15 protein-coding genes, 1 other RNA gene and 2 pseudogenes are annotated in these 20,391 nt (G+C 62.5%); 13 read left to right on the forward strand and 5 right to left on the reverse strand.

Annotation, left to right across the window (positions count from 1 at the left end; genetic code table 11):
- The first annotated feature begins 222 nt into the window (after positions 1-222).
- A complete protein-coding gene (locus E0L37_RS21555) occupies positions 223-375 on the forward strand; it encodes a hypothetical protein (RefSeq protein WP_022997042.1) in 153 nt (50 codons plus the stop codon).
- Here the strand turns inward: E0L37_RS21555 and E0L37_RS16555 are convergent, their stop codons facing one another.
- From E0L37_RS16555 to E0L37_RS16570, 4 genes are all read right to left on the reverse strand, one after another.
- The gene (locus E0L37_RS16555; RefSeq protein WP_133492806.1) at positions 376-960 is read right to left on the reverse strand and encodes a 5-formyltetrahydrofolate cyclo-ligase; all 585 of its coding nucleotides are present in this window, start codon (positions 958-960) and stop codon (positions 376-378) included. It lies immediately after the preceding gene.
- A gap of 105 nt (positions 961-1,065) precedes the next feature.
- Positions 1,066-1,251, reverse strand: a non-coding RNA gene (gene ssrS, locus E0L37_RS16560) — 6S RNA.
- 34 nt (positions 1,252-1,285) lie between these two features.
- Positions 1,286-1,615 carry a cell division protein ZapA gene (locus E0L37_RS16565; protein WP_133492807.1) on the reverse strand — a complete coding sequence of 110 codons (330 nt, stop codon included), beginning with the start codon at positions 1,613-1,615 and terminating at the stop codon, positions 1,286-1,288.
- Positions 1,612-1,827, reverse strand: a complete 216-nt coding sequence (locus E0L37_RS16570; protein WP_133492808.1) for a TIGR02449 family protein — start codon at positions 1,825-1,827, stop codon at positions 1,612-1,614. Before E0L37_RS16570 ends, E0L37_RS16565 begins: the two co-directional genes overlap by 4 nt.
- A gap of 187 nt (positions 1,828-2,014) precedes the next feature.
- On the opposite strand from E0L37_RS16570, the gene E0L37_RS16575 reads away from it, so the two are divergent.
- From E0L37_RS16575 to gcvPB, 12 genes and pseudogenes are all read left to right on the forward strand, one after another.
- Positions 2,015-2,605 (forward strand): UPF0149 family protein, encoded by a 591-nt coding sequence (locus E0L37_RS16575; RefSeq protein WP_133492809.1) that lies wholly within the window; start codon positions 2,015-2,017, stop codon positions 2,603-2,605.
- A 61-nt stretch (positions 2,606-2,666) separates the two neighbouring features.
- Positions 2,667-3,989 carry a Xaa-Pro aminopeptidase gene (pepP, locus tag E0L37_RS16580; RefSeq protein ID WP_133492810.1) on the forward strand — a complete coding sequence of 441 codons (1,323 nt, stop codon included), beginning with the start codon at positions 2,667-2,669 and terminating at the stop codon, positions 3,987-3,989.
- Positions 3,986-5,158, forward strand: coding sequence for an FAD-dependent monooxygenase (locus E0L37_RS16585; RefSeq protein ID WP_133492811.1), 1,173 nt, complete (start codon positions 3,986-3,988; stop codon positions 5,156-5,158). Before pepP ends, E0L37_RS16585 begins: the two co-directional genes overlap by 4 nt.
- Positions 5,155-6,423 carry an FAD-dependent monooxygenase gene (locus tag E0L37_RS16590; RefSeq protein WP_133492812.1) on the forward strand — a complete coding sequence of 423 codons (1,269 nt, stop codon included), beginning with the start codon at positions 5,155-5,157 and terminating at the stop codon, positions 6,421-6,423. The genes E0L37_RS16585 and E0L37_RS16590 overlap by 4 nt, the downstream gene beginning before the upstream one ends.
- Before the next feature lie 37 nt (positions 6,424-6,460).
- Positions 6,461-7,471, forward strand: a complete 1,011-nt coding sequence (locus E0L37_RS16595) for a Fe(3+) ABC transporter substrate-binding protein (RefSeq protein WP_133492813.1) — start codon at positions 6,461-6,463, stop codon at positions 7,469-7,471.
- Positions 7,455-9,047, forward strand: coding sequence for an iron ABC transporter permease (locus tag E0L37_RS16600; RefSeq protein WP_133492814.1), 1,593 nt, complete (start codon positions 7,455-7,457; stop codon positions 9,045-9,047). The genes E0L37_RS16595 and E0L37_RS16600 overlap by 17 nt, the downstream gene beginning before the upstream one ends.
- Before the next feature lie 1,189 nt (positions 9,048-10,236).
- Positions 10,237-11,550: pseudogene (locus E0L37_RS16605) on the forward strand (OmpP1/FadL family transporter).
- 12 nt (positions 11,551-11,562) lie between these two features.
- Positions 11,563-14,754 (forward strand): Ig-like domain-containing protein, encoded by a 3,192-nt coding sequence (locus tag E0L37_RS16610; protein ID WP_240687491.1) that lies wholly within the window; start codon positions 11,563-11,565, stop codon positions 14,752-14,754.
- A 258-nt stretch (positions 14,755-15,012) separates the two neighbouring features.
- A complete protein-coding gene (gcvT, locus tag E0L37_RS16615) occupies positions 15,013-16,107 on the forward strand; it encodes a glycine cleavage system aminomethyltransferase GcvT (RefSeq protein WP_133492815.1) in 1,095 nt (364 codons plus the stop codon).
- 95 nt (positions 16,108-16,202) lie between these two features.
- Positions 16,203-16,589, forward strand: coding sequence for a glycine cleavage system protein GcvH (gene gcvH / locus E0L37_RS16620; protein WP_133492816.1), 387 nt, complete (start codon positions 16,203-16,205; stop codon positions 16,587-16,589).
- Positions 16,590-16,688: 99 nt separating this feature from the next.
- Complete coding sequence (gcvPA, locus tag E0L37_RS16625; protein ID WP_133492817.1) at positions 16,689-18,047, forward strand: aminomethyl-transferring glycine dehydrogenase subunit GcvPA; 1,359 nt, start codon at positions 16,689-16,691, stop codon at positions 18,045-18,047.
- A complete protein-coding gene (gene gcvPB / locus E0L37_RS16630; protein WP_133492818.1) occupies positions 18,044-19,516 on the forward strand; it encodes an aminomethyl-transferring glycine dehydrogenase subunit GcvPB in 1,473 nt (490 codons plus the stop codon). The genes gcvPA and gcvPB overlap by 4 nt, the downstream gene beginning before the upstream one ends.
- Before the next feature lie 598 nt (positions 19,517-20,114).
- Here gcvPB and E0L37_RS16640 read toward each other — a convergent pair.
- Positions 20,115-20,391: pseudogene (locus E0L37_RS16640) on the reverse strand (IS4 family transposase); the annotation flags it as partial.

Here is a 20,391-nt window from a genome sequence, read left to right on the forward strand (position 1 = left end):
ATCACACACCTCGTAAACCACGGATCACGCCAGGTGAAAGTTGAGCGGTACTTTTGTTAAGAAAGGTGAGCATGTTGATGTAACCGCTTGACTTTTAAGAGGCAAGTGATCATTTTTCGATCCAGTTCTCGTTTTGTTACATAAAATTTGCATTAGTATTCCATGCTTCGGCATGGACAGCCTTTTGAGAGTGATGACTTTTTCTTGGGGATTGAAGACACAATGAAGAAAAGACCAGATGCACTGGTTGTCCTGGCGATCATTTTTGCCACCGGCGTTTTGGTGAGCACCCTCACCCACGGTGGCAATCAGCCGGATCTGGAGCGCTATGCCCAGTCCGCCGGCGTCAGTATCAAGGCCGATCAGTCACGCTAATCAGTTGCGAGAATCCGTTATAATAAGGTCCAGCGGCTGATCCCAGGGGGCTTCCGGCACCCTGGACAGCCGTTGACACTCAAAAGCGACGCCCACCAGCCGGGGGCGGCGTGGTCGTCGCGCGAAATTCGCCAAAGTCCGATCGTAAAAGCCGCCGCCCATGCCCAGGCGATGGCCTCGATCATCGAATCCCACCAGTGGAATCAACAGAACATCCAGCGCCCAGTCCGCCCGTGCTCGCTCCGCGCATCGTGGCTCTCCGATGCCAAAACGATTGGCGCGCAGTCTTTTCTCCCGGCGCCAGAGATGAAAACGCAGACGGCCGCGGTAAACCGGGTCCAGCACCGGCAGATACAGACGGGTGCCCTGAAAGCGGCGCTGAGCCAGCCCCGGTAGCGGCGACAATTCGCCGTCGGCGGCATGATAGACCGCCACATGGCGAGCCCGCCGCGGTCCCAGTTCCCGCCGCAAATTACGCGCGAACCGCCTCTCCGCCAGACGCCGCTCACCCGCACCCAAAGCCCGCCGCCGCGCCCGTAACTCACGGCGCAACTGCTTGCGATCGGTTAACTTGGGTTGATTCATGCGAAGGAGGATTTTAAGAAGGGAGAACGACCCGAATAGCACAGCGCTTTCTTACAAGCACCCAGCTGTCCACTGTCAACTATCAACTGTCCACTGTAATAAAGCGTGCCCCCCGGGCCGCCGCTGCGGGTGTGGCCCTTGAACCGTCAGGTTCAAGGCGGGAACCGCGGACCGGACCATCAGGCTTTCCGCTCGGTGGCGGACATGCGCACAGGCCGGCCAATATTGGTTCCCTTTTGGTACAACATCGGCTCAGGGACATAACCCGGCTGGCGAACGGACCAGGGGACACTTGAGCGTAGTATATCAGGGCGGGGGCAGCCGGTCAGGGCTTGACAGAAAAGCGGTTCTGGGGGGCGAGCTCCTCGAGCGCACGCAGCTCTCCCTCCAGCCGATCGATCAGCGCCTGCATACGGGCACTGCCGGTCTCATCGGAAGAGGCCTTGGAGCGGGCTTCCAGCAACTCGTGGCTGATATTCAAGGCCGCCATGATGGCGATGCGTTCCAGACCAATCACATTGGCCTGCTTCACTTCACGCATTTGAGTGTCGAGATAGCGGGCGGCGCGCAGCAGATTGTCCTGCTCGCCAACCGGGCAGGCCACGCGGTATTCCTTGCCCAGCAAGTGAATCACCAGCGAACTGCTATCGTTCATGAGTCCTCCTGCTCCAGGGATTGCAGGCGCGTTATGATCGCCTCCACCCGGGAGCGGGCCAAGTCGTTTTTACGGATGAGCTGGGCCCGTTCATCGAGAAGACGGTGTTCCCGCTCGCGCAGCAGGCGATTCTCTTCGCGCAAACGGTTGGACTGACGCAGCAGGGAGTCCACGTGGGCTTCCAGTTGCCGCAGTTGTTGTTCCGTCGTCATGGCAAATCGGTCGCTGTTCGCCTAAGGTTAAGCCCCCGTGCCACTGTCGCTTGCTGCACGTACAGTAGGGAAGTGGAGGGGCCGCCGCCGGGAATGACGGCTTTTTGTACTATAGGTAGGGCCCTGGAAAGGGTCAATGGAATTCAAGACTTAGCGCCTGTTCATAAACCGTAACGTGAAGAACCCCATGTCTGACACCTACGATTTCGAAAGCTGCGCGCGGGCCTTCGCCGGCGCCGGTGTCGCTCACTCCCCCAGTGAAGTGCAGGGGGTGATCTGCGGACTGCTGGCCACCGGCCACGGTCGCCGCGACGATGAACTGCTGGGCGTGCTCGCCGCCCATGTGGAGTTGCCTTCCGGCTTTGATAATGACGTCGCCGCTGTGTTGCTGACCTGCCGTGACCAGGCACTGTCCGCCTTCGCCGATACCGGGCTCGACCTCACCCTGTTGCTGCCGGAAGATGAAGAAGACCTGGGCCTGCGGGTGGCGGCCCTGGGACAATGGAGCGAAGGCTTCCTGGTGGGTTTCGGCACCGGTGCCGCCGGCACCAGCGACAGCGCCTTGTCCATGGGCATACAGGAAGCGCTGTCCGATCTGGCGGCGATCAGCCAGGTGGCGACGCCGGAGGACGATGATCCGGAAAGCGAGGATATGTTCGAACAGGTGGCGGAGCATTGCCGCATGGCCGCGCTGATGATCTACACCGAACTGGTGATGAAGGCGGAACGCAAAGGGCAGCCCGAGCCGAAACCGGAAACCCCGCCCCGGCAGCATTGATACCCGGCGGCGACACCGCCAGTGACTGACGTTTTTAAAGGTTCATGAGGAGGCCGCGTTCATGTCTATTTCCGCGCAGGAATTCCAGCGCCGCCGGCGCGAGCTGATGGAGCAGATGGAACCCAACAGCATTGCCATTCTGCCGGCGGCGCCGGAGCGCACCCGCAACCGGGATGTGGAGCATCCCTATCGCCAGGACAGCGACTTCTGGTATCTGAGTGGTTTCCCGGAACCGGAAGCGGTGATGGTGCTGTTGCCGGGACGCGAGCATGGCGAGTTCGTCCTGTTCTGCCGTGAGCGTGATCGCGCCATGGAAATCTGGAACGGCTATCGCGCCGGCCCGGAAGGGGCGGTGGCGAACCACCATGCCGACGACGCCTTTCCGATCAACGACATCGACGACATCCTGCCCGGTCTGATCGAAGGCCGTAACCGGGTCTATTACGACATCGGTCGGGATGACGATTTCGACCGGCAACTGATGAGCTGGGTCAACGCCATCCGTGAGCGCGTGCGCACCGGCGCGCAGCCGCCCGGGGAGTTCGTCGCGCTGTCCCACCTGCTGCACGACATGCGTCTGTTCAAGAGCAAGGAAGAGCAGGCGGTGATGCGCCGCGCCGCTGCCATTTCCGCCGGCGCCCATGTGCGTGCCATGCAGTCGGTGCGGCCCGGTATGTACGAGTACCAGCTGGAAGCCGAGTACCTGCACGAATTCATGCGCCACGGCGCCCGCAGCCCGGCCTACCCCAGCATCGTCGGCGGTGGCGCCAACGGCTGCATCCTTCATTACGTGGAAAACAGCGACCAACTCAAGGACGGCGAGCTGGTATTGGTGGACGCCGGCTGTGAGCTGGACTGCTATGCCTCGGACATTACTCGTACCTTCCCGGTGAGCGGCACCTTCTCCGCCGAGCAGCGGGCACTTTATGAAGTGGTGCTGAAGGCCCAGTTGGCGGCGATTGACGCCACCCATCCGGACCATCACTGGAATTACCCCCACGAGGAAGCCGTGCGCGTGCTCACCGAAGGGCTGGTGGCGCTGGGGTTGCTGCATGGGGATCCGGCGGAACTGGTGGAAACCGAAGCCTATCGCCGCTTCTATATGCACCGGACCGGCCACTGGCTCGGCCTTGATGTGCACGACGTCGGTGATTACCGCGTCGGCGGTGCCTGGCGGCAGCTGGAGCCGGGTATGGTGCTTACGGTGGAACCGGGACTGTATGTGGCGCCGGATGACGACACGGTGGAGCCGCGTTGGTGTGGCATCGGCATCCGCATCGAGGATGACGTGCTGGTGACCGCTGACGGCTGCGAGGTCCTGACCCGTGATGTGCCCAAGGCGATCGATGATATCGAAGCGCTGATGCGAGAGGCGCGGGCATGAATCCGAACGGGCCACTGATCGTTGGTGGTGGCATGGCCGGCGCCTTGCTGGCGTTGTTGCTGCGCCATCGCGGCTGCCCTTCGGTGACGCTGGTGGAAAGCCACCCTTTGCCCGCCGAGGCGCCGCCGGAAACGCCCAGCTTCGATGCCCGCAGTACCGCGCTGTCCGCCGGCAGCCTGAAGGTGCTGGAACAACTGGGGCTGCTGGCGCCGTTACTGGAACGGGCGGCCTCCATCAACGAGGTGCACGTGTCCCGCCAGGGGCGCCTCGGTCTGACCCGCATGCTCGCCGAAGAACATCGCCTGCCGCGCCTGGGCGCGGTGGTGGAGAACCGCTGGCTGGGCTATTTGCTGGTGAACGCGCTGTACCGGGATGACGCCATCGAAGTACGGGCGCCGGACGGTGTGCGCGCCGCCCGCCGGGTGTCCGACGGCTATATCGCCAAGTTCAACGACGGCGGCGAGCGTCACACGCCCTTGCTGATCGCCGCTGATGGCGCCAACTCGCAAACCCGGGACTGGCTCGGCATCAGCGCCCGCCAGCAGGACATTGGCCATGATGCGCTGATCGCCAATGTGGCGGTGGCGGAGCCACACCAGGGGCGGGCCTTTGAGCGCTTTCTCGATGACGGGCCCATGGCGCTGCTGCCGTTGCCGGATCAGCGCATGGCGCTGGTGTGGACCGGCCCCCGTGATCAAGTGGACGCCTGGATGGCGATGGACGACACGCAGGCCCTGGACGCCTTGCATCAACGCATGGGGGCGGCGCCGCCGGCGCTCACCGCCATCGGCGAGCGTCACCGTTATTCGCTGGTGCTCACTGAAGCCTGTGCCCAGGCGGTGCCGTTCGGAGCGGTGGTGGGCAATGCCGCCCATACCCTGCACCCGGTGGCGGGCCAGGGTTTCAATCTGAGTGTGCGCGATCTGGCGGCGCTGGCGGAAGCGGTGGGCGGTACCGCGCATCCGGGCGAACTGGCGTGCTTGTCGCGGTGGCAGCAAGCGCGGCGTGCCGATCAGGCCTGGGTCACCCAGGCTTCGCGCCAATTGCCGGAATGGTTCCGGGTGCGCCAGCCGCTGTTCGCCCACAGTCGTCAACTGGGCCTGCTGGCCCTGGATCTGTTGCCCGGCCCGCGCCGGGATTTCGCTCGTCGCGCCATGGGATTGCAATGACAGAGACCTCCTCTCATCACAGTGATGTTCTGATCGTTGGCGGCGGCATGGCCGGGGGGCTGCTGGCGCTGTTGCTGGCCGATCAGGGGCTGGCGGTGCGGGTGCTGGACGGCGCCGCCGAGCCGGTCTGGCCGGAAGGCGAGCCGGGCCTGCGTGTTTCGACCTTGAACGAGGCCAGTTACTGGTTGCTCAACCACGCCGGCGCCTGGCAATACCTGAACCCGCAACGGGTGCAGCCTTATCGGCACATGCAGGTGTGGGATCACGATGGCACCGGCGAAGTGAATTTCGACGTGACCGAGGCCGGCGCGGAAGCGCTGGGCTGGTTGCTGGAAAACGATCATATCGTCGCCGCCCTGTACCGGGCCGGTGCCGATCGGCCGGGCCTGGACTGGCGATGTGGCGCCAAAGTCGCCGCCGTCCGGCGCACCCCGGAGGGGTGGCGGGTGAGGGCCGGCGATGGTGACTACAGCGCCGGCCTGGTGGTGGGCGCCGACGGCGCCCGTTCGCTGGTACGCGAGGCGGCGGGCATTCCCGGTGGTCCCCGCGATACCGGTCACCATGCGCTGGTGGCTACCATCGAGACCGAACGGCCCCATGGCGGCTGCGCCCGGCAAGTGTTCCTGGAGTCCGGCCCTCTGGCTCTGCTGCCGCTGTTCAATGTGCCGTCCGACGCGCCGGAAAGCCGTGACGGCAGGCACTGCTCCATTGTCTGGTCCGGCTGGCCTGGATTTATCGAAGAGCGCCTGGCGGAAGACGATGACGCCTTCGCCGGTGCCCTGAACCGGGCCACCGCCGAAGTGCTCGGTCTGGCCCGGCCGGTGAGCGCGCGGCGCGTGTTTCCGATCCAGGAGCGGCATGCCAGCAGCTACCGGGCGCCAGGTCTGGCGCTGGTCGGCGACGCCGCCCATGTGATCCATCCGCTGGCCGGGCAGGGCATCAATCTGGGCTTCCTGGATGTGGGGGTGCTGGCGGAAGAATTGGCCCGGGTTCGTCAGGCCGGATTGCCCCTGGCTGATCCCGTCGCGCTGGCCCGTTACGAGCGTCGCCGGCGTGCCGACAACCTGCTGATGCAGCAGGCCATGCGCGGTTTCAAGATGCTGTTCGAACGGCGGGAGCCGCCACTGCGCTGGCTGCGAAATACCGGCCTTGGCCTGGTGGACAAGCTGCCGCCGGCGCGGCGTCTGTTCATTGAGCATGCCCTGGGCCGGGCCGGGGACCTGCCGCAATTGGCACGTCCTTGCCAATCGATAATGGAGCCTTGATAATCGCGAATCATTTTCGTTTATGGAGCCATGCCCCATGACTGTCCTGCGCCGTTTGGCCCTGCCTGCGCTCGCCCTTCTTGTCGCCGCCTGTTCCGAGCAACCCGAGCCTAAAGACGAGGTGGTGGTTTACACCTCCCGTAATGACGAGCTGATCAAGCCGGTCTTCGACGCTTACACCGAGCAAACCGGTGTTTCCATTCGTTATATCACCGACAACGCCGGTGCCCTGGCCGCCCGCCTCAAAGCCGAAGGCGAGCAGTCCCCGGCGGATCTGCTGGTCACCGTGGATGCCGGCAACCTGTGGCAGGCCACCCAGGAGGATCTGCTGCAACCGGTGGAGTCCACCGTGCTGGAAGGCAATGTGCCGGAGCATCTGCGTGACGAGCAGGGCCGCTGGTTCGGTCTGACTCAACGCGCCCGCACCATTGTCTACTCCACCGAGCGGGTGCAACCGTCGGAACTGTCCAGCTATGAAGCGCTGGCCGATGAACAATGGAAAGGCCGTTTGTGTCTGCGCACTTCCAAGAAGGTCTACAACCAATCCCTGGTCGCCACCATGATCGAGCGGCTCGGCGAAGAAGAAGCGGAGCGCGTGGTGCGCGGCTGGGTCGATAATCTGGCCACCGATGTGTTCGCCAACGACAACGCGGTGATGGAAGCCATAGTCGCCGGCCAGTGCGACGTCGGCATCGTCAACACCTACTACTTCGGCCGTCTGCAACGCGACAATCCCCAACTGCCTCTGAAGTTGTTCTGGGCCAACCAGGACAGCAGCGGCACCCATGTGAACATTTCCGGTGGCGGTGTCACCAAGAACGCGCCCAACCGGGAAGCCGCCGTGGCGTTGCTGGAGTGGATGAGCAAGCCGGAAGCCCAGAAGCTGCTCGCCGACGGCAACCTGGAGTACCCGGCCAGCTCCGGCGTCGAACCGGCGGAGCAGGTCAAGGCCTGGGGAGACTTCAAAGCCGACGACCTCAACGTCAGCGTGGCGGGCAGCCGTCAGGTGGAAGCCGTGAAGCTGATGGACCGTGCGGGTTACCGCTGATCGCCGGGTCGATCGCTATCTGATCATCGCCGGGGTCCTGGCCCTGGCGGTGCTGTTACCGGTTTCCGTGCTGTTGTCCGCCTGGCGCGGCGACGAGTCGGAAACTTGGCGCCATCTGGTGGATACCGTGCTCTGGCGTTTGCTGGGGCATACCGCTTTGCTGGTGATCGGCGTGGGTCTCGGGGTGCTGCTGCTGGGCGTCAGTCTGGCCTGGCTGGTGGCCACCCAGGATTTTCCCGGCCGCCGCGTGCTGGACTGGGCTCTGCTGTTACCGCTGGCCATGCCGGCCTATGTGCTGGCCTTCGTCGTGGTGCAGGGGCTGGACTATTCCGGTCCGGTGCAATCGGCGTTGCGTCAGTGGTGGCCGGGGTTTTCCGGCTTCAGCGCGCGCCATCCGTTCTGGGTGATCGTCACCCTGTCCCTGGTGTTCTACCCCTATGTCTACATGCTGGCGCGGCTGGCGTTCCTGACCCAGGGCCGGGCCGTGATGGAACAGGCCCGGCTGCTTGGCCGCGGCCCCTGGGCGGCGTTCGCCCAGGTGGCGTTGCCGATGGCGCGCCCGGCCATCGCCGCGGGTCTGGCGCTGGCGTTGATGGAAACGCTGGCGGACTTCGGCGCCGTTTCCGTCTTCAATTTCGACACCTTTACCACCGCCATCTATAAGAGCTGGTATGGCCTGTTCAAACTGGCCGCCGCCGCGCAACTGGCCTCGTTGTTGTTGCTGTTCGTCTTGTTGGCGCTATGGCTGGAACGGCGTGGCCGGGGGCGCGCCCGCTACGGAGAGCGCGGTGGCCGCCCGATGGCGGCGGCGCGCTCACGGTGGGCCTGGCTGATGACCGGCTACGCCGGGCTGGTGGTGACGCTGGCCTTCCTGTTGCCGGCGGGACGCTTGCTGTACTGGGCCCTGGACGAAGTGGCTCGCGGCCTGGACGCGCGATTCGTGTCCATGGCGCTGCGCACTCTGACATTGGGTATCAGTGCCGGTGTGCTGGTGGTGGGGCTGGCGTCGGTGCTGGCCTGGCTGCAGCGTCTGCGGCCGCACCGGTTGATGCGCGTGTTGGTACGCACGGCGACGATGGGATATGCGTTGCCCGGTTCGGTGCTGGCGGTGGGGATCGTCATCGGCTTCGCCGCCATCGACCGCCAATTGGGGCACTGGTTTGGCTGGAAGCAACTGTTGGTGGGCAGTCTCGGGGCGCTGTTCCTGGCCTATGTGATCCGTTTCATGGCGGTGGCTTTCGGCCCGGTGGAAAGCGCCTTGGAGCGGGTTCGTCCGGCTCTGCTGGAGGCGGCCCGCACGCTCGGCGCTCCGCCGCTGGAAGCGGCGAGGCGGGTGCTATTGCCGATGGTGGCGCCGGGGCTGGTCACGGCGTTGTTGCTGGTGGGCATCGATATCATGAAGGAAATGCCGGCCACGCTGTTGCTGCGTCCCTTTGGCTGGGACACCCTGGCCGTGCGCATCTATGAACTCACCGCGGAAGGGGAGTGGCAACGTGCCGCTCTGCCATCCCTCGCCCTGGTGGCGGTGGGTTTGCTACCCGTCTACCTGCTGGTCCGCCGCCTGCGTCATTTCTGAGGGCGAGAGCCCTGGGCAGCAATCCACGAATTGCCATGAAGCCGCTGCAGGGAGCTTGCTTGCAAGCGAATGTGCCAATGCCGAAGGCCGGTAATTCGCCAGCAAGCTGGGTCCCACAGTTTTGCTACGAAGCCGCTGTGAGAGCTTGCCTGGAAGCGAATGTGCCTACGCTGGGGGCTGGTAATTCGCCAGCAAGCTAGCTCCCACAGTTTTCGCTACGGAGCCGGTGTGAGAGCTTGCCTGGAAGCGAATGCGCCTACGCTGGGGGCCGGTAATTCGCCAACAAGTTGGCTCCCACAATTTCTGCTACGGAGCCGCTGTGAGAGCTTGCTTGGAAGCGAATGTGCCTACGCTGGGGGCCGGTAATTCGCCAACAAGTTGGCTCCCACAGTTTCTGCTACGGAGCCGCTGTGAGAGCTTGCTTGCAAGCGAATGTGCCTACGCTGGGGGCCGGTAATTCGCCAGCAAGCTGGCTCCCACAGTTTTGCTACGAAGCCGCTGTGAGAGCTTGCTTGCAAGCGAATATGGCAATGCCGGAGGCCGGTAATTCGCCAGCAAGCTGGCTCCCACAGTTTTTGCTACGGAGCCGCTGTGGGAAGCTTGCCTGCAAGCGAATGTGCCTACGCTGGGGGCTGGTAATTCGCCAGCAAGCTGGCTCCCACAGTTTTGCTACGAAGCCGCTGTGGGAGGCTTGCTTGCAAGCGAATATGCTAGTGCCGGGGATGCGTCCGCGTTGCAGATACCATGGCGCCTCTTCCCGTACTGCCAGTAACCCTTATGTAACTTCCGGTAACGGATTTGCGCAAAATGTATAACTAAAATCGGGATCACTTCAGTGAACAAATGATAACTATTTGAGTTTTCATATAAAAATAATGAGTAGCAATCGCATCACTTTTCCCGAAAATTTCCGAAATTTTGCCACTTTTTCTAATTATAAATAACCATATGGCCCTATATGACCGGATCCAAAGTAGTAAATTCAAGGATCAGTTAACAAATGAAAACTAAAGGTCGCTCAGAGCGTCTCCCTCTCGTTATCCTGTAGACGATACTTGGCAGATTGTTACCCCCTCCAGGTATCCCTTTACCTCGAATAACAAGCGTCTTGCCGTTTCCCGAACGGCTGTATGGAGATGTACCCATGAAAAAGAACAAGGTGCTTCAGGGAGCTGCCCTGGTGGCTTCCATGGGCATGCTCGGTGGTCAGGCCATGGCGAGCATGGGCAACATCGGAACGACCTATGGCGTGCTGCCGTCCGACATCGCTTCCGCTCAAGGGCTTTCCCTGTTCAATACCCAGGTTTCCGCCGTCTACTACAACCCGGCTTACCTCGCCAAGGACCCCCGTGGTGAATTGACCTTCGGCTTGCTGCACGCGGAGCATGAGCTGCGCGCCAACAGCCTGGGTGGCGCCGCGCCGCCAATCCGCAACGGCGACGTGTTGCAGGACTCCCCGTCTCAGCACGTTCTGGTGGGGATGAAAACCGATCTGAGTTCCATGACCCGTTTCAAACATCCGATCTACATGGGTGTGATGCTGGGTGTGGAGAAATACGGCGAGGAGATGATGGCGTTCGAGTCCGCCACCTCCAACGAGGGGCAGTACTTCGAATATGGCCGCTAGCCGTTGTTCCTGGTACTCGGTGGCGCCACGCAGATCTGGCGTGGCCTGGACGCCGGCGCCTCCGCCCGGTTGACCCTGCATTCCGATGCGGAACTGCGCGCCACCACCACCCTGGGTGGCGAGACCAGCTATGAATCCCTGAACGTTTCCGCCAAACCCTCGATCCGCCCGATTCTCAGCATGAACATGGACTGGGGGGAGAGCTTCTGCCCCGATGGCGAGTGCTGGTACAACGGCCTGGAAACCGCGTTGTCCTATCGCGGCTACTCCAATACCAAGACCACCGTTGATGCCAACACGGTGATTCCCGGCACCATCGGCGAACCCGGCCTGTCCCTGGCGGTGACTACTCTGGATTCCTATCAGCCGGATATCTTCGCTCTGGGCATGCTTTACGGTAAGGAGCGCTTCCGCGTCGCCGTTGGCGTGGAGCTGCAGCGCTGGTCCGACCTGGAAGAGGAATTCGAAGGCGACACCATCAAGGATCAGGCCGTGGAAGACGGTATTGGTGTGCTCGAATTCAAGGACATCGTGATTCCGCGCGTCGGCGCCGAGTTCAAGCTATCGCCGAACTACACCGTCACCGGTGGGGTGGCCTACAGCAAATCGCCGCTGGACTCCGACGCCTCGCTGGACGTGAACTACCTGGATGCGGACAAGCTGATCGTCGGTCTCGGGCTCACCGCTCAATTCGATGATCCCCACTTCTTTGCCTTCCCGGTGCGCTTCGACTTGGCCTACCAGTATCAGAAGCTGCGGCCGCGGGACTTCGACTTGTACGCCACCAATTCGCCCAGTTACCCGCAATCCTACGAGCGGGTGGAAGCGGAAGGCGACGTTCACGTCTTCGCCGGTTCGGTAACCCTGAAGTTCTAACGGAGGCCTCCCATGAACATGCGTATCGTATTGGCGCTGTGCGGCGCCGCGTTATTGAGCGCCTGTGGCGGCGGTGGCGGCAGCAGTCAGTCCGTGGACTTCAGTCCCTGGGAACAGATCACGCTGTATTACAGCTACCCCTATAACGCCCAGACCGGTGTGTCCCCGAACGCGCCGCTGGTACTGGCGTTTTCCGACGCCGTGCCGCAATTGAACGCGGACCAGTTCTCCCTGCGGGGCCCGGATGGCGCCGTCGAGCTGACGCTGGAACAGGTCAACGGCGACAAGAGCGTGGTGCTGACGCCGGCCGTGCCGCTGGCGGTGAACAGCGAATACACCCTGACCCTGAACGGGATCGGCGAGGAGGGCGATAAGGCCCTGCTGCCCGGCGGCCAACTGGTCTTCATCACCCGACCGGCTTTGGAAGGGGCAAAGGAAGAGCGCAGTAGCGCGGCGGCTTTCCAGATGGAACGCATCATCCCCAATGGTGACGATCTGCCGTTCCTGGATTTCTCCTCGGTGCAACTGACCCTGTCCCAGCCCATCGACCCCACCACGGTGAAGTACGGGGAGACCGTGCGTCTGACCCAGGGTGGCGAACTGATACCGGCCACGGTGTTGACCAGTGGCCGCTTCCTGACCGTGGACCCCGCCGACAGCGAGGACGCCGACGGCAACCCGGTGGACGCCCTGAAAGCCGGTGAGAAAGTCACCCTGGAAGTGACCAGCGACGTGAAAAGTCTGTTCGGTGAATCGCTGACCGCCATCAATCGCAGCTTCACCCCGCTGGACACCAAGCCCCGCTCGGTGATGGTGCAGGAAGCCGCTCAGGCGGGCGATCCCGCGGCCGGCTGTCTGGCGGACGGCACCACCCGATCGCCGCTCAACAATGAGAGCATCAACTGCGTGCCGGTGAAGTCGAACCTGCTGGGTGACACCACCGTCTCCATGCTCTCCGGCGATGTTTTCGCCGAACTGGCGTTCGCCCCCAACTTCCCCGATACCACACCACTGCGCCTGCCGCGTGGCTCGCTGCTGAACGGTGAGCCTTTGGACGTGCTGATCGGCGGCCAGGTGCCGGCCGGTTTCGATTCCGGTGACGTCACCGTGACCATCCTTTCGGATGCCAATGGGTACTTGATGAACGCCCCTTACAGCACGGACCCCAATGCGCCCCGGCGCCTGGTGCTGACCATGGACGTGGCGTTCGATACCGCCGACTCCCGCGCCAACGGCGCCTTCAACCAGGACCTGATGCAAGTGGAACTGGTGGGCACCGCCATCGTCGAGGGCGACCGCCTGGTGGTCGATGCCATCGGCGTGGTGGAGCCGCGCGTGCTGGGTGTGGAAAACGCCTACGGCGTGCTCAGCTTCCACATGGAGTCCTACTCCGACCAGACCATCCCGCGCGAACCGGCGCCGGATGTGGACGGACCGGTACTGAGCTCCTGGGTCCCCGGCGATCACGTCGATAAACACCGCCCCGGCGACCCGGTGATCCTGACGTTTGATCATCCGCTGGATCCACAATCCGTTGAGAAAGACGTGAGCTTGCAATTGATCGGTGCGAATACGCCGGTGGAATTCGATTACGTGGTGGACGGCTCCTCCATCGTGATCCGTCCGAAAATACCGCTGCGGCACAACACCGATTACCAAGTGCTGTTCGACGATCGTCTCACTGACGTGGCGGGCAACCCGGCGCAGCCGCAAACCCTGGATTTCCGGCTGCCGGAATACGTTGAGGGCGAGCAACAGTCTCCGGTGGTGCTCACCGCCTACCCGGGCTTCCCCTGCGTTACCGTTGACCGCAATCTGGCTGCCAACGATGCGGGCCGTTGTGCGGGTGGCCAGGACGGCAGCGGTGGAAAGGATAAACCCGAAGACGACCACCTGCCGGTATTGCCCTTGGCCGCCAACCGCCCCATCGCGGTGACCTTCTCCCAGGAAATGAATGAACAGTCCATTCGCGACCATTTCGTTGTGGAAAGCGTGGATGATGCCGGCAATGCCTTGGACGAAGTCACGGGTAAGCTGACCTACATGGGCCGCAAGATCGTTTTCGAACCCGACCAGCCCTGGGAAGAGGGCGTGCTGTATCGATATACGCTGCCCTCCCAGGAAGGCAGCGTGGACGCCGCCAGTTGCGCGACGAACGGAATTTGTGACGTTCGTGGCCTGCCGCTGCAAACCCAATTGCTGGCGCAAAGCGCGGACGACGCCCCGGCGGCCACCGACGGCGGCCCAAGCCTGGAAATCTTCTTCCGTGGCGCGCCCAACACCACCGCGACCCTGCAGCCGCTGCGCAACCTGCCGACTTCGGATGTGAACGCGAACTTTGTTTGGGACAAAGGTGGCGACAATAGTCCAGGTGAGGTTCCGCCTTCACAGAGTGGAGAGGCGTTGCGTAACAGCGCGAATCTTGTGCCAGACGATCCCTCCGCGGAAGGGGAAATGATTGAGAGCGCCAACGTAGGGTGCGCGGTTGGAGAGGTGTGTCCGGACAATCAATTCCTTTATTTGTCGGGCAATCTGGATGTGGAAATCGTGGGTTATATGTCGGGGCCGGAAGTGAATGAAACTTATCCGCCACCTCAGCCCGTGGGCGATGAGGAAGAGGGTGAGAAAGATCCGATTCCGGAGGAGGTGCGTACAAATGGTGGTGTATTGGTTTACATCAATCCCACCATGCTGATTACTTCTGGTACCACTGTGGAAGTGGAAACCGAAGGGTTGGGAGATTTGACCAACGTGCCTCCGGTCCCTACTGGCCCCCAATTAATGCGCATCCGCTACACCTGCGATGCTGCTACGAGTGAGGGCTGTGTGGCCCCGGATTACGGTCGCGTCAAAGGCTGGATTGTGCCGGGTGAAAGTAACCCTCGTTTTGTCACTGACCTCAGCTTGTATCTGGATGCGCCGCAATTACAACCCATCGTGGAAATACTGGGCACCCATAAACTTGGGCATAACCTGCACAGTAAGGCGTTAGAGTTGAAGCTGGAGGGAGATGTGACTTTCCTGGACGACGGAAGACTCCAAATCGAGCAGATCAGCCAAAATTCTCTGGATCTGGACGTGCAGCTCGATGGCAGAGTTTCGGTTCTGGGAATCATTAATATCGATGTGGAAGACCAAATCTTTCTGACTATCCCAGAGGGCGACACCTTCCTGAACTACCTCAGCGAACCCATCAAGCAATAACCCTTCCTTTGTGCATTACTTCTGTGCACCCTCCGCCGGCCCCTCGGGGCCGGCTTTTTTATGCCCCCGAGCCATCCATTCGAGACTCCTGTCTGTCCGAAGCCGCTGTGGGAGCGGGCTTGCCCGCGAATGGCCGTTACTCCCAGCCACCGGAAAGCTCTCGATAGCTCAAAAAACAACCACCCCCGGGCGCTGCCGTCCTAGGCGTTCCCGGCCAGGTTCGTTATCCTTCACTTTCCCTTACTGAGTGGCTTCAACATGGGTCATCGCACACCGCTTTATGACGAACACGTCGCCGCCGGCGGCAAAATGGTGGATTTCGGCGGCTGGGACATGCCCATCCACTACGGCTCCCAGATTGAGGAGCACCACGCCGTGCGCCAGGACGCCGGCATGTTCGACGTCTCCCACATGACCGTGGTGGACGTCTCCGGCACCGGCGCCCGTGATTACCTGCGCCGCCTGCTCGCCAACGACGTCGACAGCATCGAGACCGGCCGCGCCCTGTACTCCGGCATGCTCAACGAAGGCGGCGGCGTGATCGACGATTTGATCGTCTACAAGGGCGACAAGGATTACCGGCTGGTGGTAAATTGCGCCACCCGCGACACCGACTTGGAATGGATGGAGCAGCAGGCCGGCGGCTTCGCCGTGGACATCCGCGAGCGCCCGGAACTGGCCATGATCGCCGTCCAGGGCCCGCGGGCCCGCGCCCAACTGGCCGCCCTGCTGGACGGCGAGCGCCATGACGCGGTGGAAAACCTGCCCGCGTTCGCCTTCGCCGATTGCGGGGACTGGACGATTGCCGGCACCGGCTATACTGGCGAGGATGGCGTGGAAATCATCCTGCCCGGCCATCACGCGGTGGCGCTGTGGAAACAACTGGCGGACGCCGGCGTGCGTCCGGCCGGCCTCGGCGCCCGGGACACCCTGCGTCTGGAAGCGGGCATGAACCTCTACGGCAACGACATGGACGGCACCGTCTCGCCGCTGGAAGCCGCCATGGGCTGGACCGTGAAGTTCAACGAAGGCCGTGATTTCATCGGCCGGGACGCGCTGGAGCGCCAGAAGGAAAAAGGCCACCACCGGCTGGTGGGTCTGGTGCTGGAAGGCAAGGGTGTGCTGCGCGCCCACCAGAAAGTCATCACCGGGGACGGCGAAGGAGCGGAGTTCGAGGGTGAAATCACCAGCGGTACTTTCTCGCCGACCCTGGGCAAATCCATTGCCCTGGCCCGGGTGCCCGCCGGCACCAAAGGCCAGGTGCAGGTGGAGATTCGCAAGAAGCACCTGCCCGCGCAGGTGGTACGGCCGCCGTTCGTGCGCAACGGCAAAACGGTGTACAAACCGCTATAGCCGCGTTGTCACGCCTCACGTTTGCAGCATCGCCCTTGTTGGCGTGCCGGCGTGAAGCGTGTTGCGTGTAAGCGTTTTTTAACAGGAGACATACAATGAGCGAGATTCCTGCCGAGTTGCGCTATCGCACCAGCCACGAATGGGTACGCGTGGAAGACGACGTGGCCGTGGTGGGCATCACCGACCACGCCCAGGACGCCATGGGCGATCTGGTCTATGTGGAACTGCCGGAAGTGGGCCAGGTGCTGGCCACCGGGGAAGAAGCCGGCGTGGTGGAATCGGTGAAAGCCGCCTCCGACATTTACGCCCCGGTATCCGGTGAAGTCGTGGCCATCAACGACGCCCTGGAAGACGAGCCCGAGCTGGTCAACCAGGAAGCCTTCGGCAACGGCTGGCTGTTCAAGATCAAAATGGCCGACCCCGGCGAGCTCAAGGAAATGCTCACCGCCGACCAATACCAGGAACAGCTCGACAGCGAGTAACCCTGGTCTGTGGGAGCTGGCTTGCCGGCGATTATTCGCGGGCAAGCCGGCTCCCACACATGTTCAACCCCCGCCAACACCCACCCGGTAACGCCAACCATGCCCTACATCCCCCATACCCCGGACGATGTCTCCGCCATGCTCGACGCCATCGGCGCCGAACGCATCGAGGACCTGTTCGATGAAATTCCCGCTCACCTGAAAGCCGGCAGCAGCCTTGACGCCCTGCCCGAAGGCCGTGGCGAGATGGAAGTGACCCGGCTGATGGCCGAGCGCGCCGAACAGGACCGCTACGCCCTGAGTTTCCTCGGCGGCGGTGCCTACCAGCACCACATCCCGGCGGCGGTATGGGAAATCGCCACCCGTGGGGAATTCTACACCGCCTACACCCCGTACCAGGCGGAAGCCAGCCAGGGCACCCTGCAGGTGATCTACGAATACCAGACCCTGATCGCCCGGCTCACCGGCATGGACGTGGCCAACGCCTCGGTCTACGACGGCGCCTCCGGCCTCGCCGAAGCGGTGCTCATGGCCCTGCGCGCCAACCGCAAATCCAAGAGCAACCGGGTGCTGGTGCCGGAAGCCCTGAACCCGCGCTACCGCAGCGCCTGCGACGCCATTGTCCGTAACCAGGACGTGGCCCTGGACACCGTGCCGTTCTGCGGTCAGGCCGGCCAGACCCTGACGGACAGCCTGAGCAAATACGAGGGCGAGGACTACGCCGCCCTGGTGATCAGCCAGCCCAACTACTTCGGTAGCCTGGAAGACGTGGACGCCCTCACCAACTGGGCCCACGCCAACGGCATGCTGGTGATCGCCGTGGTCAACCCGACCTCTCTGGCTCTGCTCACGCCTCCCGGCGAGTGGGGCTCTGAAGGCGCCGACATCGTCGTCGGCGAAGGCCAACCTCTGGGCATCCCGCTCAGCTCCGGCGGCCCTTACTTCGGCTTCATGGCCTGCAAACAGAAGCACGTGCGGCAAATGCCCGGCCGTATCATCGGCCGCACCGTGGACCTGGAAGGCAAGCAGGGTTTCACCCTCACTCTGCAAGCCCGTGAGCAGCACATCCGCCGCTCCAAGGCCACCAGTAACATCTGCACCAACCAGGGCCTGGCGATGACCGCCGCCACCATCTATATGTCCCTGATCGGCCCGGACGGCCTGGCCAGCGTCGCCGGCCACTGCCATGCCAACACCCAGAAACTGGCGGACAAACTCACCGCCATCGATGGCGTCGAGCGCGCCTTCACCGCGCCTACCTTCCACGAAGTGGTGCTGTTCCTGCCCCAGGACGCGGACACCGTGCTCGCCCGTCTCGCGGAAAAAGACATCCTCGGCGGCCTCGGCCTGGCCAAGGATTACGGCATGAAGAACGCGATCTTGGTGAACGCCACCGAAGTACACACCGAGGGCGACCTCGATCTGTTCGTGGCCGCTATGAAAGAGGTGCTGGCATGAGCAACGAAACCAAATTGATCTTCCAACATTCCCGCCCTGGTCGTAGCGCCAACGCCCAAGCGCCCAGGCCAGTGAGTGAGGGCCAACTCTCGGCGATCCCCGCCAGCCTGCGCCGCAAACAGAAACCCGGCCTGCCGGAAGTCAGCGAACTGGACGTGGTGCGCCACTACACCAACCTCTCCAGCAAGAACTTCGCCATCGACAAGCAGTTCTACCCGCTGGGCTCCTGCACCATGAAGTACAACCCGCGCGGCGCCAACCGTGCCGCCATGCTGCCCGGCTTCCTGGCCCGCCACCCGCTGGCCCCGGCCAGCCACAGCCAGGGCTATCTGGCCTGCCTGTACGACCTGCAGAACTTCCTCAAGGAAGTCACCGGCATGAAAGGCGTTTCCCTCGCCCCCATGGCCGGCGCCCAGGGTGAATTCGCCGGCGTCGCCATGATCCGCGCCTACCACGACGCTCGTAACGACGACGGCCGCACCGAGATCCTGATCCCGGAAGCCGCCCACGGCACCAACCCGGCCACCGCCGTCATGTGCGGCTACAAAGTCCGCGAAGTGCCCGTCGGCAAGGACGGCGACGTCGACCTGGAAGCCCTGAAACAAGCCTGCGGCCCGCAAACCGCCGGCCTGATGATGACCAACCCGTCCACCTGCGGCGTGTTCGAACGGCAAATCGAAGCCATCGCCAAAACCGTCCACGACGCCGGCGGCCTGCTCTACTACGACGGCGCCAACCTCAACGCCATCCTCGGCAAAGTGCGCCCCGGCGACATGGGCTTCGACGTCATCCACATGAACCTGCACAAAACCTTCGCCACCCCCCACGGCGGCGGCGGCCCGGGCGCCGGCCCGGTGGGCGTCTCCCAACGCCTGCTGCCGTACCTGCCCACCCCCATGGCGGGCCTGGACGAAGACTCTGGCGAATACAGCTGGATCGACACCGACACCCTGCCCACCAGCATCGGCCACCTGAGCGCCTTCATGGGCAACGCCGGCGTCCTCCTGCGTGCCTACTTCTACGCCATGGTCCTCGGCCGCGAAGGCATGATCCGCGTCGGCGAATACTCCACCCTCGCCGCCAACTACCTGCTCAAGCGTCTCCAGCACGTCGGCTACACCGCCGCCTACCCGGAACGCCGCGCCAGCCACGAGTTCATCCTCACCCTGGCCAAGGAAGCCAAGGAACTCAACGTCACCGCCATGGACGTGGCCAAGCGCCTGCTCGACTACAACCAGCACGCCCCCACCACCTACTTCCCCCTGCTGGTGCCGGAGTGTCTGCTCATCGAGCCCACCGAAACCGAAAGCAAGGAAGCCATGGACGACTTCATCGCCGCCATGGAAGCCATCCTCCACGAAGCCAAAACCGACCCGGACATGGTCAAGGAAGCGCCGTTCACCCAACCGGTGCGCCGCCTGGATGATGTCAAAGCCGCCCGGGAACTCGACCTGACCTGGAGCGAATAACCTCGCAATAGAGCCCCTCCCCCTGTGGGAGCGGGCTCGCCCGCGAATTCTTTTCCTTCATTGCCCCCCCCTTTCAAACGCTGCCTCACCTCATACCGAACCCAATCTGTCCCCTTTTGTCCTCCCGCGACACAGACACAACACGGCCCCAACGAACCTTGACTTGTGATGTGTGTCACGTTTATTTATTGAACGTGCGTCCCGGAACGGCGCGTTTGGGGAAATAACATCAAATAAAAAGAGTGCAGAGTCATGCCTAGATTCATAATAAATCAGAATGCTCAACCTCAGAGCGATGATCATGAGGTTCATAACGTCACTGCGGGTTGCAGCTATATGCCGGAGGCTCACAATCAGATCGACTTAGGCGAGCATGCAAGTTGTCATGGGGCCGTAGCTCTAGCTAAAACAAGATGGCCGAATTATAGAATTAATGGTTGTTATTACTGTTGTAATGCATGTCATACAACCTAAGTACGACGTTTTTTTGGAGATCCTTAGGCGCTTGGTGAGTCATGAGTGTGGGCGGATTTTGCTTTTTGCCCATCTGGGTGTTTGTATTAAGAAGGCAAAACGCGAGACCTGACCCGAATGGTACTTACTTAACGCTCGCCTTCTTTCCGCCCGAGGCCGTTTTATTCCATGGGCGTTGCTTCGGTGGATGCCCATGCTGACGTATCCAAGCCTGCGCCTCATGCCGGGGACGGGTTAACAGCGGAAGCGGCTTCGGTCGTCGCTTGACTGCTCTGGGTTCAATACGTCCTGGTCGATTCCCCACACGCTGCTGGCCGATCAGACGAAAGAGTTCCGTTAAATCGTCACTGGTATGGCAAGCGAGCCGTTGTTGGTACCAAGCCTGCCAGCATTGCAGCGCG

The organism is Alcanivorax sp. 24, from assembly GCF_004360225.1.
Classification (GTDB): domain Bacteria; phylum Pseudomonadota; class Gammaproteobacteria; order Pseudomonadales; family Alcanivoracaceae; genus Alloalcanivorax; species Alloalcanivorax xiamenensis.

Excerpts from the sequence above, each read along its gene's own strand:
- E0L37_RS21555 (WP_022997042.1), top strand. The coding sequence starts at position 223 with ATGAAGAAAAGACCAGATGCACTGGTTGTCCTGGCGATCATTTTTGCC.
- E0L37_RS16555 (WP_133492806.1), bottom strand. The coding sequence starts at position 960 with ATGAATCAACCCAAGTTAACCGATCGCAAGCAGTTGCGCCGTGAGTTA.
- E0L37_RS16565 (WP_133492807.1), bottom strand. The coding sequence starts at position 1,615 with ATGAACGATAGCAGTTCGCTGGTGATTCACTTGCTGGGCAAGGAATAC.
- E0L37_RS16570 (WP_133492808.1), bottom strand. The coding sequence starts at position 1,827 with ATGACGACGGAACAACAACTGCGGCAACTGGAAGCCCACGTGGACTCC.
- E0L37_RS16575 (WP_133492809.1), top strand. The coding sequence starts at position 2,015 with ATGTCTGACACCTACGATTTCGAAAGCTGCGCGCGGGCCTTCGCCGGC.
- pepP (WP_133492810.1), top strand. The coding sequence starts at position 2,667 with ATGTCTATTTCCGCGCAGGAATTCCAGCGCCGCCGGCGCGAGCTGATG.
- E0L37_RS16585 (WP_133492811.1), top strand. The coding sequence starts at position 3,986 with ATGAATCCGAACGGGCCACTGATCGTTGGTGGTGGCATGGCCGGCGCC.
- E0L37_RS16590 (WP_133492812.1), top strand. The coding sequence starts at position 5,155 with ATGACAGAGACCTCCTCTCATCACAGTGATGTTCTGATCGTTGGCGGC.
- E0L37_RS16595 (WP_133492813.1), top strand. The coding sequence starts at position 6,461 with ATGACTGTCCTGCGCCGTTTGGCCCTGCCTGCGCTCGCCCTTCTTGTC.
- E0L37_RS16610 (WP_240687491.1), top strand. The coding sequence starts at position 11,563 with ATGAACATGCGTATCGTATTGGCGCTGTGCGGCGCCGCGTTATTGAGC.
- gcvT (WP_133492815.1), top strand. The coding sequence starts at position 15,013 with ATGGGTCATCGCACACCGCTTTATGACGAACACGTCGCCGCCGGCGGC.
- gcvH (WP_133492816.1), top strand. The coding sequence starts at position 16,203 with ATGAGCGAGATTCCTGCCGAGTTGCGCTATCGCACCAGCCACGAATGG.
- gcvPA (WP_133492817.1), top strand. The coding sequence starts at position 16,689 with ATGCCCTACATCCCCCATACCCCGGACGATGTCTCCGCCATGCTCGAC.
- gcvPB (WP_133492818.1), top strand. The coding sequence starts at position 18,044 with ATGAGCAACGAAACCAAATTGATCTTCCAACATTCCCGCCCTGGTCGT.